Source organism: Winogradskyella sp. A3E31, assembly GCF_046720935.1.
In the GTDB taxonomy this organism is placed as follows: domain Bacteria; phylum Bacteroidota; class Bacteroidia; order Flavobacteriales; family Flavobacteriaceae; genus Winogradskyella.
Genome location: NZ_JBHNWH010000004.1, coordinates 235,737 through 251,272 on the forward strand (window position 1 = coordinate 235,737; position 15,536 = coordinate 251,272).

A 15,536-nucleotide genomic window follows, 5' to 3' on the forward strand; every position below is an offset into this window, starting at 1 on the left:
TTGAATTAAAATGAGTCTAAGTTTGAAAAATTTTGAATTAAAAATGCCCAAAATGGGAGAGAGTATCACGGAAGGGACTATCCTTAATTGGTTGGTCAATGAGGGTGATACATTTGAGGAAGGAGATATCATTTTAGAAGTTGCTACAGATAAAGTTGATAACGAAGTGCCAGCACCTGCTTCAGGTACATTGGTGAGAACCCTGTTTAAAGCAAAAGATGTAGTTCCAGTAGGAGAGGTTCTAGCTATTTTAGAAGTTTCAGAAGAAATTAATTCTTCAAAGAAGGAAAATGTCATTCAGAGCGATAGCGAAGAATCTCAAATAAAGAAAAAAACAGTCAAAAGACCAAAATCAACACAATCGGTTTCAACTTCAACTTCATTTTCAACTTCAAATTCAAACACTTTCTTTTCACCATTAATCATAAAAATAGCTAAAGAACACCACATCAGTTTTGAGGAACTGGCCAGAATTCCTGCAACAGGAAATGAAGGTAGATTACGAAAAAGTGATGTGTTCAATTATATAGAGGAAGGACGACCATACAAATTTGCACAACCAGTAACGCAAGACCCAACAGCATATCGCATACCGCAATTGACATTCGATAAAGGAAAAGGGAAAGTCATAGAGATGGATCGAATGCGCCAGATGATTGCTGATCACATGGTATATTCAAAACATACATCGCCACACGTGACGGCTTATGTGGAAGCCGATTTAACCAACATGGTGAATTGGCGAAATGCTAATAAAAAAGCATTTCAAGAAAAGTATGGTGAGCGTTTAACGTTTACACCTTTGTTTGTGGAAGCAGTAGCACAAGCGGTTAAGGATTTTCCGAATATAAATGCTTCAGTAGATGGTAATAATATTATCGTAAAAGAAGATATTAATATCGGAATGGCAACTGCATTACCAAGTGGTAACTTAATTGTACCTGTTGTAAAAAACGCAGACACCAAAGATTTAAAAACATTGGCTGAAAACGTCAACGAATTGGCAAATAAAGCCAGAGAAAACAAGTTAGCAGGTGACGATATCAAAGGAAGTACGTTCACGATATCCAACGTTGGAACTTTTGGAAGCGTGATGGGAACACCAATAATCAACCAGCCCGAAGTTGCCATTTTAGCATTGGGAATCATTAAAAAACGCCCAGAAGTTATCGAAACCGAAAAAGGAGATGAAATAGCAATTCGAAGTATAATGTATTTATCCTTATCCTTTGACCACCGTGTCGTTGATGGCTTTTTAGGAGGAAGCTTTGTGCGCCGCGTTGCTGATTATTTTGAACAATTTGATATAAATAGAAAAATTTAATGTCATTTAGAGCATTCCGAATATATTCGGAGTCGAAGAATCTCATCAAGAGATTGCCACGTCCTTCGTCCCTGTATGCAGACAGGCAGGCTCGCAATGACAAACAAATACATGTTATGAACTATAATATTTCAATAAGCAAAGTAGAAGAATCTAATCTAGATCAATTAGATTTTAATAATATTCCATTAGGAACCACTTTTACAGACCACATGTTTATCTGTGATTATGAAAATGGAGAATGGGTAAACCCAAGAATTGTTCCTATGGGGCTGATTCCAACACATCCAGCGGCGATGGCCTTACATTATGGACAAGCTATTTTTGAAGGTATGAAAGCCTACAAGGATACCGAGGGTGAGCCTATGCTTTTTAGACCGGAGCAAAATGCGAAGCGATTAAATTTAAGTGCAGACCGAATGGGAATGCCAAATTTACCTGAAGATTTATTTGTTGAAGGGCTAAAAGAATTGGTAAGCTTAGAACATAACTGGATTCCACCACAACAAGGAAGTGCGTTGTATTTAAGGCCATTTATGTATGCCGACGAACCATTCATTGGTATGCGAGCAGCTACACATTATAAATTTATAATTATGGCATCACCTGCTGGGCCGTTTTTTAGTAAGCGTATAAAGCTTTGGGCAGAAAAGCAATTTATTAGAGCTGCAGAAGGAGGAACCGGAGAAGCAAAAGCGGCAGGAAATTATGCAGCTGCAATTCGTCCTACAGAACTGGCTAAAGCCAAGGGCTATGACCAAGTGCTGTGGTTAGACGCAGCTGAGCATAAATACATTCAGGAAGTAGGCACAATGAATATTTTCTTTAAGATTAATGATAAGTTTATTACTCCGGAATTAGACGGTTGTGTTTTAGACGGCATTACTAGAAAGAGTGTTATTGATTTGTTGAAAGATCGTGGTTTTGAGGTAACCGAACGAAAAATAACTATCAATGAGATACAAGAGGCCTCCAAGGATGGTAGTCTTAAGGAAGCTTTCGGTACTGGAACAGCTGTCGGAATTGCCTATATAGAAAGAATTGGATACGAAGGCGATGATATTTTTGTGTCTAAAGATAGTCCGATAGGTATAGAAATAAATCAACGCTTAAGCGATATAAAAACAGGGAAAATAGAAGATAAGTTTGGGTGGATGCTGAAAACAAACAAGGAATTAGCTTAAATGGATAAAGACATACTAAAAAAAGGATTTTCAAAACTATGTACAGCAAAGGCAATGACTGAACTGTACGAAGAAAATTTCAAACAAGTTTCAAAATATGTACATGCAACCTCTCGCGGGCATGAAGCTATTCAAGTAGCTTTAGGGATGCAATTATTGCCTCAAGATTATGCATTTCCCTACTATAGAGATGACGCCATGTTATTGTCATTTGGTTTAGAGCCTTATGATTTAATGCTGCAATTATTAGCTAAAAAAGAAGATCCATTTTCAGGTGGAAGAACCTATTATTCTCATCCAAGTTTAAAGGATGATGATAAACCTAAAATTCCGCATCAATCTTCAGCTACAGGTATGCAAGCGATTCCTGCAACTGGTGTTGCGATGGGAATGCAGTATTTGGAAAAACAAGGTTTAACAAATTCTAATGTCATTCAGAGTCCCGATAACTATCGGGACGAAGAATCTCAACAAAAACCGATTACCGTTTGCAGTTTAGGCGACGCATCAGTAACCGAAGGTGAAATCGCTGAAGCTTTTCAAATGGCAGCTTTAAAGCAGATGCCAATCCTGTATTTAGTACAAGACAATGGTTGGGACATTTCAGCCAACGAAGCCGAAACCAGAGCGCAAAATGCTTATGAATATGCACAAGGCTTTCATGGGTTGGAAGCGATTTCAATAGATGGAGCAAATTTTGCAGAAAGTTACGAGGCATTGGAAAAGGTCATAGCTACGATTCGTAAAGAACGCCGACCATTTTTAGTTCACGCAAAAGTGCCGTTATTAAATCACCATACTTCGGGTGTTCGAATGGAATGGTATCGTGATGATTTAGACGAAGCTCGTTCTCGCGATCCTTATCCTGTTTTAAGGCAGCAATTATTAGATAGCGGATGTTCAGAGTCGGATGTTAATGCCATAGAAAAAGAAGCAAAAGATAACGTGGCCTCAGATTTTGAGAAAGCTTTACAAGCGGAAGACCCAAAACCAGAAGATTTATTTACGCACGACTTTGTTCCAACACCAATTACCGAAGAAAAAGGGACACGTGCACCAGAAGGTGCTGAGAAAGTAGTGATGGTCGATTGTGCGTTATTTGCTGTTGAAGAATTAATGCGAGAGCACAAAGAATGTTTGCTTTATGGGCAAGATGTTGGTGGACGACTCGGTGGCGTTTTTAGAGAAGCAGCAACACTGGCTCAAAAGTTTGGAGATGATAGAGTATTTAACACACCAATACAAGAGGCATTTATAGTAGGGTCAACCGTTGGGATGTCTGCAGTTGGCTTAAAACCAATTGTTGAGGTTCAATTTGCAGACTATATCTGGCCAGGATTAAACCAGTTATTTACAGAAGTTAGCCGCAGTTGTTACTTGTCTAATGGTAAATGGCCTGTAAGTATGATTTTAAGAGTGCCAATCGGTGCTTATGGAAGTGGAGGACCTTATCATTCGTCATCGGTAGAAAGTGTAGTGACTAACATTCGAGGAATAAAAATTGCCTATCCAAGTAACGGTGCCGATTTAAAAGGGTTGATGAAGGCTGCCTACCACGACCCAAATCCTGTTGTTATTCTAGAGCACAAAGGATTGTATTGGTCCAAAGTCCCTGGAACAAAAACAGCGACTTCTATAGAGCCATCTGAAGATTATGTATTGCCTTTTGGAAAAGCTTGGGTACTTCAAGAAATCTGGAAACAGGAAAATGTAGAAACATTAACCATAGTCACTTACGGAATGGGAGTACATTGGGCATACAATGCTTCGGGAGAATTAGATATGCGCGACCAAATTGAAATTATTGATTTGCGAACATTATTCCCGTTAGATGAAGACACCATAATGACATCTGTAAAGAAAACAGGAAAGTGTCTGGTGGTTACCGAAGAGCCTTCAAACAATAGTTTTGCAAGAGCTTTAGCCGGAAAAATCCAAGAAGAATGTTTTAAATATTTAGACGCGCCAGTGATGACAATTGGTAGCGAAAATATGCCAGCAATTCCATTAAATTCAACTTTAGAGGAAACAATGATTCCTTCTACGGATAAGGTAAAAGTTAAAATAGAACAGCTATTAAAGTATTAGTAATTAAGTTGATTTAAGATTTTCCTTATCTTAGGTTCAAATTAAACCAACTGCATGCTTACTAAAAAACGATACTCGGTCAAAGACATGGTGCTTTGGACTAGAGGTGAGACATTAATTTATCTTTTTTATGCTGGTCTCATCACTGTTCTTTACAAAGTATTTGGCTTTACGTTCTTAAACGTACCGTGGACTCCCGTTGCCTTAATTGGTACTGCTGTAGCCTTCTTAGTCGGTTTTCAAAACAACTCTGCTTACGGTCGAATTTGGGAGGCCAGAATGATTTGGGGAGCAATAGTCAATACATCTCGAACTTGGGGAATGAAAGTCCAAGATATGGTCAATAATGCTCATAACCCTAATCCACATGTGCCTGAAGCTGAAGTAAAATCTCATATTAAAGATTTAATCTATCGCCATATTGCTTGGATGACCGCCTTACGCTATGCCATGCGGACTCGGAAGCCTTGGGAAACTCAACATAAAGCAAAAACGAATAGAGAGTGGAGGGACATGATTCATATTCCTGAAGAAGTTTCAAGTTTGGATGATAATCTCAAATTATATTTATCGGACGAAGAACGGCATTATGTAATGAGCAAGTCCAATAAGCAAACAGCCCTTTTGTATTTACAGTCACAGCACATCAGAAAATTAAAAGATGTGGGATTGATTTGGGAGTTTGCATTCTTGGAATTGGAAAATATTTTAGAATCTCTGTTTACCCATCAAGGAAAATCAGAACGGATAAAAAACTTTCCTTACCCTCGGCAATATGCAAGTTTGTCTTTATACTTAACACGTGTTTTTGCAATTTTATTACCATTTGGGTTAATTCCGGAGTTTGCCGAAATAGGGGAAACAATGGTAGATAGCTTTTATTTAATAGGAAAATATTTTATATGGGTTGCAGTGCCGTTTTGTGGTGTGGTTTCATGGGCGTTTCATACTATGGAGCGCTTGGCAAGAACAGGTGAAAACCCTTTTGAAGGAACCTCCAATGATGTGCCAATATCCACCATTGCAAGAGGTATTGAAATTGATTTACGACAAATGTTGGATGAAGATCCAAATGACATACCAAGTCAATTCCCTGAAGAGAAACATGTGCAAATGTAGTTGCATAATAGAGTTTAATTTTTAATAATAGGTTTATGAAACAATTAATTCTTTTATTAGTTTTTGTTATTAGTGCTTCATGTGCTCAGAATCAAGGAGATGTAAGTGCTTCTGCGACACTGATTTCAGATGTAAATATCATTGATGTTGCAAGTGGTGAAATTCTGAGAAGTCAAAATGTGATTATTGATTCAGGAAAAATCAGTCAAATTTCTGAAAGCATTAAACATGCAGAGTTATACACCAAAAAAATCGATGGAAAGGATAAATTTTTAATGCCAGGTTTGGCGGAAATGCATGCTCATATTCCACAGCCTTCTGAAACTAATCCTGGTATTGTGGACGAAACTCTTTTCTTATATCTTTCAAATGGTATTACTACCATACGAGGTATGCTTGGACATCCATCTCATTTAAATTTAAGGGAAAAATCAAAGAATAATGAGATTTTAGCACCGAGAATTTACACGTCTAGCCCGTCGTTAAATGGAAATACAATAAAGACGGTTGCCGAAGCCAAAGAAAAAGTAGCTCGTTATGAAAATGAAGGGTATGATTTCCTTAAGATTCACCCGGGTATTCAGTTAGAGGTGTTTGATGCTGCTATAAATACGGCAAAAGAAGTAGGTATTCCTTTTGCTGGTCATGTTCCTGTAGATGTCGGTGTAAGGCATGCAATGGAAAGCGGATATGCCTCTATTGACCATATTGATGGGTTTTTGGAAGGCTTAGTTCCAGATTCTGAAAATGTAAACCCTAACGACAATGGTTTTTTTGGATACAATTTTACAGCATTGGCTGATAAAGATTATATGGACGAATTGGTGATAATGTCTAAAGAGCATAAAGTTTGGATTGTGTCAACTCAAAGTTTGTTTGAACGTTGGTTTGCACCGATAACTGCTGAGGAATTACTCGAAGAACCCGAAATGAAATACATGGCAAAATCGACGTTAGATAATTGGAAGTCCATAAAAGCGCGTTATACCGAGAATGAAGCATTTGATGAAACACAGTGGGAAAACTTTAATACTATACGAAGAGCATTGATGTTGAAGCTTCAAAAAGATGGTCATGGAATGCTATTAGGATCAGATGCTCCTCAATTATTTAATGTGCCAGGGTTTTCTATTCATCATGAAATTGAAGGCATGCGAAAAGCAGGCTTAACACCATTAGAGATTATTCAGTCAGGGACACTAAATCCTGCGGTCTATTTTAATGCTACGGATAGTTTTGGACAGGTAAAAGAAGGTTTGGGTGCTGATTTAATGTTATTAAGCGCCAACCCTTTGGAAGACTTATCGGCACTCAAGAATCTTACTGGCGTCATGGTTAAGGGACAATGGTTGTCTAAAGAAGATATAGATTCGAGGTTAGCTGAAATTGCTGAAGCTAACATTGGTAAATAAAAAAAGCCCATCAATGATGGGCTTGTTCTAAAAAGATTGAAAGATATAATTATATAACTTTTACATTTACTGCATTTAATCCTTTTTTTCCTTCGGTTAAATCGAATTCAACATTGTCACCTTCTCTTACCTCATCGATTAAACCAGAAATGTGTACAAAATGCTCTTTGCCGTTTCCTTCTTCTGTTATGAATCCAAAACCTTTAGAGTCATTAAAAAATTTTACTGTACCAGTACTCATATTAAAATATATTAAATTAAGTGGCAAAAGTAGTCTAAATAATTGATTCTCAATTATTTTTAAGTACTTTTTTTCAAAATGCAATCTAAATCGACCTGTAACTATCTAAAACCTAACGATTCACTGAGTTTCTTGTTTACATGTTGTATTCTGAAAGTGGCTTGGTGAATTTCTCAGGATCTGCCGCTAAATGATATCTAGGGTCATCAACGTCTTCTATGATAACCTCTTTAAATTTTGGGCTTGCCTTATACATCAATTGTTTGCAATCATGACTCAAATGCTTCAATTTAAGGCTTTTGCCTTCAGCTTCATATTTGTTGACCAGATTGAAAATAGCTTCCAGAGCGGAATGATCACTCACACGGGATTCTACAAAGTCAATTTCCACGTTTTCAGGATCATTCTTTGCATCAAACTTTGTATTAAAATTCTGAATGGACCCAAAAAACAAAGGGCCCCATATTTCATAGGTTTTTGTACCATCGGGTTGGATGCGTTTCCGTGCTCTAATCATGGTTGCATTTTTCCATGCAAAAACAAGCGCAGATATAATAACACCTGCTATCACAGCTATAGCTAGGTCTTGCCAGACTGTAATTGCTGATACAGCAATTAAAACAATAGCATCAGATAAAGGAATTTTTCTAATAATTCTAAAACTAGACCAAGCAAACGTACCTATAACAACCATAAACATAACGCCAACTAATGCAGCAATTGGAATTTGCTCAATCAATGGAGCTCCAAATAAAATAAAGCATAACAAGGCAATGGCTGCTACAGCACCAGAAAGACGTCCACGACCTCCCGAATCCACATTAATAATGGATTGCCCAATCATGGCACAACCGCCCATACCGCCGAAGAGCCCGTTTAACATATTGGCTCCTCCTTGTGCAACACATTCCCGATTTCCATTCCCTCTGGTTTCTGTCATTTCATCTATGAGATTTAATGTCATTAACGATTCTATTAAGCCAACAGCTGCTAATATAAATGCTGTTGATAGGATTAAGTCCCAGTGACCAGATAAGGTGTTAAAGAGACTAAATATTTGGTCTTGAAACGTAGGCAATCCTCCTTGTAATCCTTTTCCACCTCCATCAGAAATAAAAGAACCAACTGTACTTACTTCAATGCCACCAAAGATGGTAATACACGCAACAACGATAATAGCGATTAATGCAGCTGGTATTTTCTTTGTCAATTTAGGGAGCCCATACATAATGCCCATAGTCAATCCTATGAATGCCATCATTTTCCAAAATGTAGCATTTGAAAGTAAGGCAGAAAACCACGCTGAAGTGTCGTTAAAAAATGAAATATCTTTTGGTACCGCATTTGGAAATAGACCTAATTGCGACAAAAAGATAACGATTGCTAATCCGTTTACAAACCCCATCATTACAGGATGAGGAATTAAACGTACAAACTTCCCTAATTTAAACACACCAGCCAGTATCTGAATACCTCCAACAAATAATAATGTAATAAAGAGCCACTGCAACCCTAAGTTTTCTATGGGTGTTTCTAGTCCTAATCCGACCTCATTACCTTTTTGAATAAGGTGTACCATAACGACTGCCATAGCTCCCGTTGCTCCAGAAATCATGCCTGGACGACCACCAAATAATGCGGTTACAATTCCCATCATAAAAGCACCGTAAAGGCCTACTAATGGGTCAACTCCTGCTACAAAAGCGAATGCTACTGCTTCTGGTACTAATGCTAAGGCAACTGTAAGACCAGATAAAATATCGTTCTTTGGGTTCTGTGTAAAATTCTTACGCGTGGTGTGTCCAAGGATCATAACTTGTGTATTTTATAAGTCGGCAAAGATAACCTTTTACATTTTGTGAATAAAAGTGTTCCATAAAAAAAGCACTTCAAAAAATGAAGTGCTTCTTACGTGTATTATTTATAAAGTTATTTAGCTTCAGGTGGATATTGCTCCATCATTTTAGAGACAAACTCTTTTATTCTAGCTTCTTTCTTTTCAACATTATTGGTTACTAAATATCCTGTTCCGCTACCTTGCCAGATTAATTGTTTTTTGTCGGCATCTAAAAGGTCAATAAATAAGACTCCTTCGGTTCTAGTAGAGACATTGTTACCACCGTTCCAGCCAAGGCCCCATCCAGGACCCCATCCCCAACGTGGGCCAAAGCCCCATCCCCAAGCACCTGCGCCCCAAGAGTTGTTATAGATGTCAACACGTTGGTTAGATTTAGTAAACATGCTAACCAATACATCTGGGTTGTCTGATTTTGTATAGCCTTTGGCTAATAATTCTGCCTCAATTGCTCTTAAGATTCTACGCTTATCAATATCATTGATTTCTGCCTTATCAATTCCTGGTTTAAAAAAAGCGAATGTTTTGTAATCATTAAATTCTGCTTCACGATCATAATCTGCTGCTACCTTTACAGAGCTACAAGACATAAAAGTTGCAAGCAATCCTGTAACAGCTAAATAGTGTAATATCTTTTTCATAGTTTAAATATTTGAGTTAGAGTCCTTCTAATAATTTTTCGTTTACAGCATTAGGAATAGTTACTTTTAAATTGGGCTGCGCTTCCATAGCTCTTTTAATTGCAAACTCTGCACCTTCATTTCTTGCCCAACTTCTTCGTGCTATTCCGTTATTAACGTCCCAAAACAACATGGATTTAAGACGTTCTTCTGCGTCTATAGTACCATCAAGAATCATACCAAATCCTCCATTAATCACTTCTCCCCAGCCAACACCTCCGCCATTATGGATGCTTACCCAAGTTGCTCCTCTAAAACTATCACCAATAACATTTTGAATTGCCATATCAGCTGTAAAACGAGAACCATCGTAAATATTACTCGTTTCTCTATAGGGCGAGTCTGTTCCTGAGACATCATGATGGTCTCTTCCTAAAATAACAGGTCCAATATGTCCAGCTTTTATAGCATCATTAAAAGCTTTGGCAATTTTAATGCGTCCTTCTGCATCAGCATAAAGTATTCGTGCTTGAGAGCCTACCACTAACTTATTCTCTTGTGCCCCTTTAATCCATTGTATGTTATCGGCCATTTGTTGCTGTATCTCCTCAGGTGAATTTCGCTTCATTTCTGATAGCACATCACATGCAATCTCATCAGTTTTTGCTAAGTCTTCTGGTTTACCTGAGGCACAAACCCATCTAAAAGGCCCAAATCCATAATCGAAACACATGGGTCCCATAATATCCTGAACATAGCTTGGGTATTTAAAATCAATACCATTTTCAGCCATAATATCTGCACCGGCACGAGAAGCCTCCAATAAAAAGGCATTTCCATAATCGAAAAAATAAGTACCTTTTTTTGCATGTTTGTTTATGGCATCAACATGTTTTCGTAAAGATTCCTGAACTTTTTCTTTAAATAATTCAGGTCTATCAGCCATCATGTCGTTGGACTCCTCAAAAGAAAGTCCAACAGGATAATAACCACCCGCCCAAGGATTGTGTAGTGAGGTTTGGTCACTACCAAGATCAATTTGGATACTTGTCTCATCAAATTTTTCCCAGACCTCTACAATGTTTCCCAAATAAGCGATAGAAACAACTTCCTTATTGATTTTTGATTGCTTAACACGGGCTACGAGCTCATCAATATCGGTGATTTTTTCATTGATCCAGCCTTGGTCTAAACGTACTTGTGTAATTTTAGGATTGACCTCTGCGCAAACTGTGATACAGCCAGCAATATTGCCTGCTTTGGGTTGTGCGCCAGACATACCACCAAGTCCAGATGTTACAAATAGTCCACCTTTAGGATATTTTTTAATCTTTCTAAAGCCATTTAGAACAGTAATGGTAGTGCCATGTACAATACCTTGAGGACCGATATACATATAACTCCCTGCGGTCATTTGTCCATATTGGGTAACACCCAATGCATTAAATTTTTCCCAATCATCGGGTTGGGAATAGTTGGGAATCATCATACCATTGGTGACCACAACTCTTGGAGCTTTTTTATGAGAAGGGAATAAGCCCATAGGATGGCCAGAATACATTACCAGTGTTTGCTCATCTGTCATTTCAGACAAATACTTCATGGTTAGTCTGTACTGAGCCCAATTTTGAAACACTGCTCCATTACCACCATAGGTAATTAATTCGTGAGGGTGTTGTGCAACGGCAGGATCGAGATTATTTTGAATCATCAACATGATTCCTGCTGCTTGTTTTGACTTTGCGGGGTAGTCAGAGATTGGTCTAGCAAGCATTTTATAATCAGGGCGAAAACGATACATATATATTCTACCGTAGGTTTCCAACTCTTCCTTAAACTCTGGGAGTAAAGTTGCATGATGCTTTGGTTCAAAATAACGCAGTGCATTTTTTAAAGCTAGTTTAGTCTCCTCTTCGTTTAAGATAGCTTTACGTTTTGGAGCATGATTTACAGTTGTATCATAAACTTTAGTGGCTGGTAATTCGTCAGGAATTCCCTCTAATATTTGAGTTTTAAAACCCGCTACTGTTGCCTCCATATTCTATTTTTGACGTGTATTTGTTTTAGTATTAAATCCATAAGGGCAATGTCTACAACCACTCTCGCAACAATAGCCACGTTTAAGGTGGTATTGTTCGGTAAAACAGCGATAACCTTCGGGGGTTAAGTAGTAATCACCATCTTCTATTGGGACATATTTCTTCATGGTAAACAAAGATAATGTAAATTCGAGGAAAGTTTCTTTACAGAGACAAGGTTTCCTAATAGTCTGTCATTCCCTTGAAAACGGGAATGGTTTAATTATTGCTTAATTCTAGATATGATTATCATTTCAAAATATTTGGTGCCAAAAGGTTATATAGGGATAACATTATTCCCGTTTATTTTTGTTAAGAATCATTATCTAAGGAATAATACTGTTTTTATAAATCATGAAAAAATTCATCTAAGGCAACAGTTAGAATTATTGGTTTTTCCGTTTTATGTCATTTATGTATGCGAATTTTTAGTCAGACTTGTAATATACAAACATTGGAATACGGCTTATAAGTCTATTTCTTTTGAGCGTGAAGCTTATAATAATGAGAGAAACGTAAACTATTTAAAAAATCGTTCGACTTGGAATTTTATCAAGTATTTTTGAAACCCAAATGGATGACTTAATTACATCTCGCATTCAAGAAATACATCACAATTTAAAAACTGATGTGCGATTATTTATCAAGAGAGAGGATGAAATACACCCTATTGTTTCTGGTAACAAATACCGAAAATTAAAATACAACCTTATTGAAGTAAAAAAGAGTGGTTTAGATACTATTCTAACCTTTGGTGGCGCTTACTCTAACCATATCGCTGCTGTAGCCTTGGCTTGCAAAAAACAGCGAATAACATCTATTGGTGTTATTAGGGGCGAGGAACTTAAAGCTAAAATAGGCTCAAACCCCACATTAAAATTTGCAGAGGAATGTGGCATGCAATTTTATTTTGTGTCAAGAGAAGACTATCGAAAAAAAACAGAACCTGATTTTATTCAGAAATTAGAAAATAAGTTTGGAAGTTTTTATCTTTTACCTGAAGGAGGTACAAACGAATTAGCCGTTAAGGGTTGTGAAGAGATTTTAAATAAAGAGGACGAGGATTTTGATTTTATTTGTTGCTCTGTTGGTACAGGAGGAACGGTCTCAGGTCTTGTAAATGCATCAAATTATCATCAAAACGTATTGGGATTTTCAGCCTTAAAAGGGAATTTTTTAATACAAGATATTCGTAAATTTGCAAACAAGAATAATTGGGACTTGGTAACGGACTATCATTTTGGTGGTTATGCCAAAATAAAGGATGAATTAATTGCGTTCATAAATCAGTTTAAAGACCAATATAATATTCTTTTAGATCCTATTTATACGGGAAAAATGGCTTATGGTATTTTTGATTTGATGAACAAAGACTATTTTCCATCAGGTTCAAAAATACTCATGATTCATACCGGTGGCTTACAAGGTATAGAAGGGATGAACAAGAAGTTGTCATCTAAAAATAAGCCTCAAATTAAAATATAAAATGCTAAAAAGATTAACTGTTTTTTCAATTTTACTTTGTTTTATGGGCTGTGGCCCAAAGAAAGGCATAGTGACCAAAAAGAGTAAAACAAAAACGGAGGTTGAAACTATAGCTAAGCCTATTGAATCAAACCCTGTTGAAGAAACTGTAACGATACCAGAAAAGGTTATTGTAGCCGATAATCTCAGTAAAACAGAATTATATATCCTCAGCTATGCTACTATTGCTATGGATGAGATGCGAAAGTCAAAAATTCCTGCAAGTATCACATTGGCACAAGGGATTTTAGAATCTGGATCAGGTCAAGGAAGATTGGCTGTGGAGGCCAACAACCATTTTGGTATAAAATGTCATGGGTGGACGGGGCAGAAGATTTATCATGACGACGATCGTTCTCAAGAATGCTTCAGAAAATATAGAGAAGCAGGTTCAAGTTACGAAGACCATTCCGAATTTTTAACAGGAAGAGGGCGCTATTCAAAACTATTTGAATTAGATACAGAAGATTATAAAGGTTGGGCGAGAGGTTTAAAGGCCGCTGGTTACGCTACCGATCCAAGATATCCAAAAAAGCTCATTGGTCTTATAGAGCGCTATGAACTTTGGAAATACGATAATGAGGTCTTAGGAAAAGTAGCTTTAGGAAACGGTAAGGGACCTGAAATTAAGTTGCAGCATATTGTAAAGAAAGGAGAAACTTTGTATTCACTTTCAAAAAAATATGGTTTAACCGTTGATGAGCTAAAGGCCTTAAATAATTTAACTTCAAATGACTTGGCTGTTGGTCAAGTGCTAACTATTAACGAAAATTAATTCCATGTTATACCAAAGAAGTAGTGCTTTGTTTAAAGAAGCACAAGAGGTCATACCAGGTGGTGTCAATTCGCCTGTAAGGGCTTTTAAGGGAGTAGGAGGTACTCCTGTTTTTGCTAAATCTGCAAAAGGAGCTTATGTTTATGATGAAGACGGAAATCGTTTTATAGATTATATTAATTCCTGGGGGCCGATGTTATTGGGTCACGCATATCCACCGGTAGTAGAGGCCGTCATTGAAAGGACAAAGTTAGGAACCTCTTACGGTATGCCTACTGAAATTGAAACTGAGATAGCAGAGTTGGCTGTTTCAATGGTGCCCAATATCGACAAAATAAGATTTGTTAATTCTGGTACAGAAGCATGTATGAGTGCCATTCGTTTGGCTAGAGGTTACACAGGGAAGGATAAGATTATAAAATTTTCGGGATGTTATCACGGGCATAGTGATTCGTTTTTAATTGCTGCAGGAAGCGGTGCAAGTACATTTGGAACCCCTAACAGTCCGGGTGTTACACAAGGCACAGCTAAGGATACCCTTCTTGCTAACTACAATGACATAGATAATGTTGAAGAGCTTTTAGAAGCTAATAAAGGTGGTATTGCTGCGATAATTATTGAGCCTGTTGCTGGTAATATGGGCTGTATTCCACCTACATTAGGTTTTTTAGAAGGCTTACGCTCACTCTCTGACGAACACGATGTGCTCTTGATTTTTGATGAGGTGATGACTGGCTTTAGGCTAGCCAAAGGCGGTGTGCAAGAATTGAAAGGGATAGATGCTGATATTGTTTGTTTTGGAAAGGTTGTGGGTGGGGGCTTGCCTGTGGGTGCATTTGCTGCTCGTAACGAAATTATGAACCACTTGGCTCCTTTGGGGCCTGTTTATCAAGCGGGAACGTTAAGCGGTAATCCATTAGCGATGGCTGCAGGATTGGCAATGCTAACAGCTATAAATTCTGATAAAGAACTATTTCATCGACTTGATGAAAAAACTGAGTATTTGAACGACGGTATGTCAAAAGTTTTGGATGAATATGAGATTGTGCATACGATAAATAGAATTGGGTCAATGATTTCTGTCCATTTTCATAAAGATCCTGTGGTTGATTTTAAAACTGCTGCAAACGGCAATAATGAACAGTTTAAGCGTTTCTTCCACAGTATGCTAAAACAAGGTGTATATATAGCTCCAAGCGCATTTGAGACGTGGTTTATAACAGATGCACTTTCTTATAACGACTTGGATGAAACCATTGCTGCAGTAAGGCAATTTGCAAAAGAAGAATCATAAAAAAAAGCGCCAATTTGCGCTT

Annotated in this window: 13 protein-coding genes; 8 read left to right on the plus strand and 5 right to left on the minus strand. The window is 37.5% G+C overall.

Features of this window, described 5'->3' with window-relative positions; translation table 11 throughout:
* The first annotated feature begins 52 nt into the window (after positions 1-52).
* The 5 genes from ACFEMA_RS07045 to ACFEMA_RS07065 all read left to right on the plus strand — a co-directional run bounded on the left by ACFEMA_RS07045 (position 53) and on the right by ACFEMA_RS07065 (position 7,127).
* Entirely contained in the window at positions 53-1,324 is a 1,272-nt protein-coding gene (locus ACFEMA_RS07045) for a dihydrolipoamide acetyltransferase family protein (protein WP_411767369.1), read from the plus strand.
* A gap of 116 nt (positions 1,325-1,440) precedes the next feature.
* The gene (locus ACFEMA_RS07050) at positions 1,441-2,508 is read left to right on the plus strand and encodes a branched-chain amino acid aminotransferase (protein WP_411767370.1); all 1,068 of its coding nucleotides are present in this window, start codon (positions 1,441-1,443) and stop codon (positions 2,506-2,508) included.
* Complete coding sequence (locus ACFEMA_RS07055; RefSeq protein WP_411767371.1) at positions 2,509-4,596, plus strand: thiamine pyrophosphate-dependent enzyme; 2,088 nt, start codon at positions 2,509-2,511, stop codon at positions 4,594-4,596.
* A 54-nt stretch (positions 4,597-4,650) separates the two neighbouring features.
* The gene (locus ACFEMA_RS07060) at positions 4,651-5,715 is read left to right on the plus strand and encodes a bestrophin family protein (protein WP_411767372.1); all 1,065 of its coding nucleotides are present in this window, start codon (positions 4,651-4,653) and stop codon (positions 5,713-5,715) included.
* Positions 5,716-5,750: 35 nt separating this feature from the next.
* Positions 5,751-7,127, plus strand: coding sequence for an amidohydrolase family protein (locus ACFEMA_RS07065; RefSeq protein ID WP_411767373.1), 1,377 nt, complete (start codon positions 5,751-5,753; stop codon positions 7,125-7,127).
* A gap of 49 nt (positions 7,128-7,176) precedes the next feature.
* On the opposite strand, the gene ACFEMA_RS07070 is transcribed toward ACFEMA_RS07065, so the two are convergent.
* The 5 genes from ACFEMA_RS07070 to ACFEMA_RS07090 form a co-directional block, all read right to left on the minus strand.
* Positions 7,177-7,368 carry a cold-shock protein gene (locus tag ACFEMA_RS07070; protein WP_411767375.1) on the minus strand — a complete coding sequence of 64 codons (192 nt, stop codon included), beginning with the start codon at positions 7,366-7,368 and terminating at the stop codon, positions 7,177-7,179.
* Between the two features lie 136 nt (positions 7,369-7,504).
* Positions 7,505-9,181, minus strand: coding sequence for a SulP family inorganic anion transporter (locus ACFEMA_RS07075; RefSeq protein WP_411767376.1), 1,677 nt, complete (start codon positions 9,179-9,181; stop codon positions 7,505-7,507).
* Positions 9,182-9,297: 116 nt separating this feature from the next.
* Positions 9,298-9,864 (minus strand): DUF4136 domain-containing protein, encoded by a 567-nt coding sequence (locus tag ACFEMA_RS07080; RefSeq protein WP_411767377.1) that lies wholly within the window; start codon positions 9,862-9,864, stop codon positions 9,298-9,300.
* Between the two features lie 16 nt (positions 9,865-9,880).
* Positions 9,881-11,881: a urocanate hydratase gene (locus tag ACFEMA_RS07085; RefSeq protein WP_411767378.1), complete on the minus strand. Its 2,001-nt coding sequence runs from the start codon at positions 11,879-11,881 to the stop codon at positions 9,881-9,883.
* Positions 11,882-11,884: 3 nt separating this feature from the next.
* Positions 11,885-12,049 (minus strand): DUF5522 domain-containing protein, encoded by a 165-nt coding sequence (locus ACFEMA_RS07090; protein WP_411767379.1) that lies wholly within the window; start codon positions 12,047-12,049, stop codon positions 11,885-11,887.
* 445 nt (positions 12,050-12,494) lie between these two features.
* On the opposite strand from ACFEMA_RS07090, the gene ACFEMA_RS07095 reads away from it, so the two are divergent.
* Genes ACFEMA_RS07095 through hemL form a run of 3 tightly spaced genes read left to right on the plus strand, consistent with a single transcriptional unit; the run spans position 12,495 to position 15,514 of the window.
* Positions 12,495-13,406 carry a 1-aminocyclopropane-1-carboxylate deaminase/D-cysteine desulfhydrase gene (locus ACFEMA_RS07095; protein WP_411767380.1) on the plus strand — a complete coding sequence of 304 codons (912 nt, stop codon included), beginning with the start codon at positions 12,495-12,497 and terminating at the stop codon, positions 13,404-13,406.
* Position 13,407: 1 nt separating this feature from the next.
* Positions 13,408-14,220, plus strand: a complete 813-nt coding sequence (locus ACFEMA_RS07100) for a glucosaminidase domain-containing protein (RefSeq protein ID WP_411767381.1) — start codon at positions 13,408-13,410, stop codon at positions 14,218-14,220.
* Positions 14,221-14,224: 4 nt separating this feature from the next.
* Positions 14,225-15,514 (plus strand): glutamate-1-semialdehyde 2,1-aminomutase, encoded by a 1,290-nt coding sequence (gene hemL, locus ACFEMA_RS07105; protein WP_411767382.1) that lies wholly within the window; start codon positions 14,225-14,227, stop codon positions 15,512-15,514.
* Positions 15,515-15,536 lie beyond the last annotated feature (22 nt).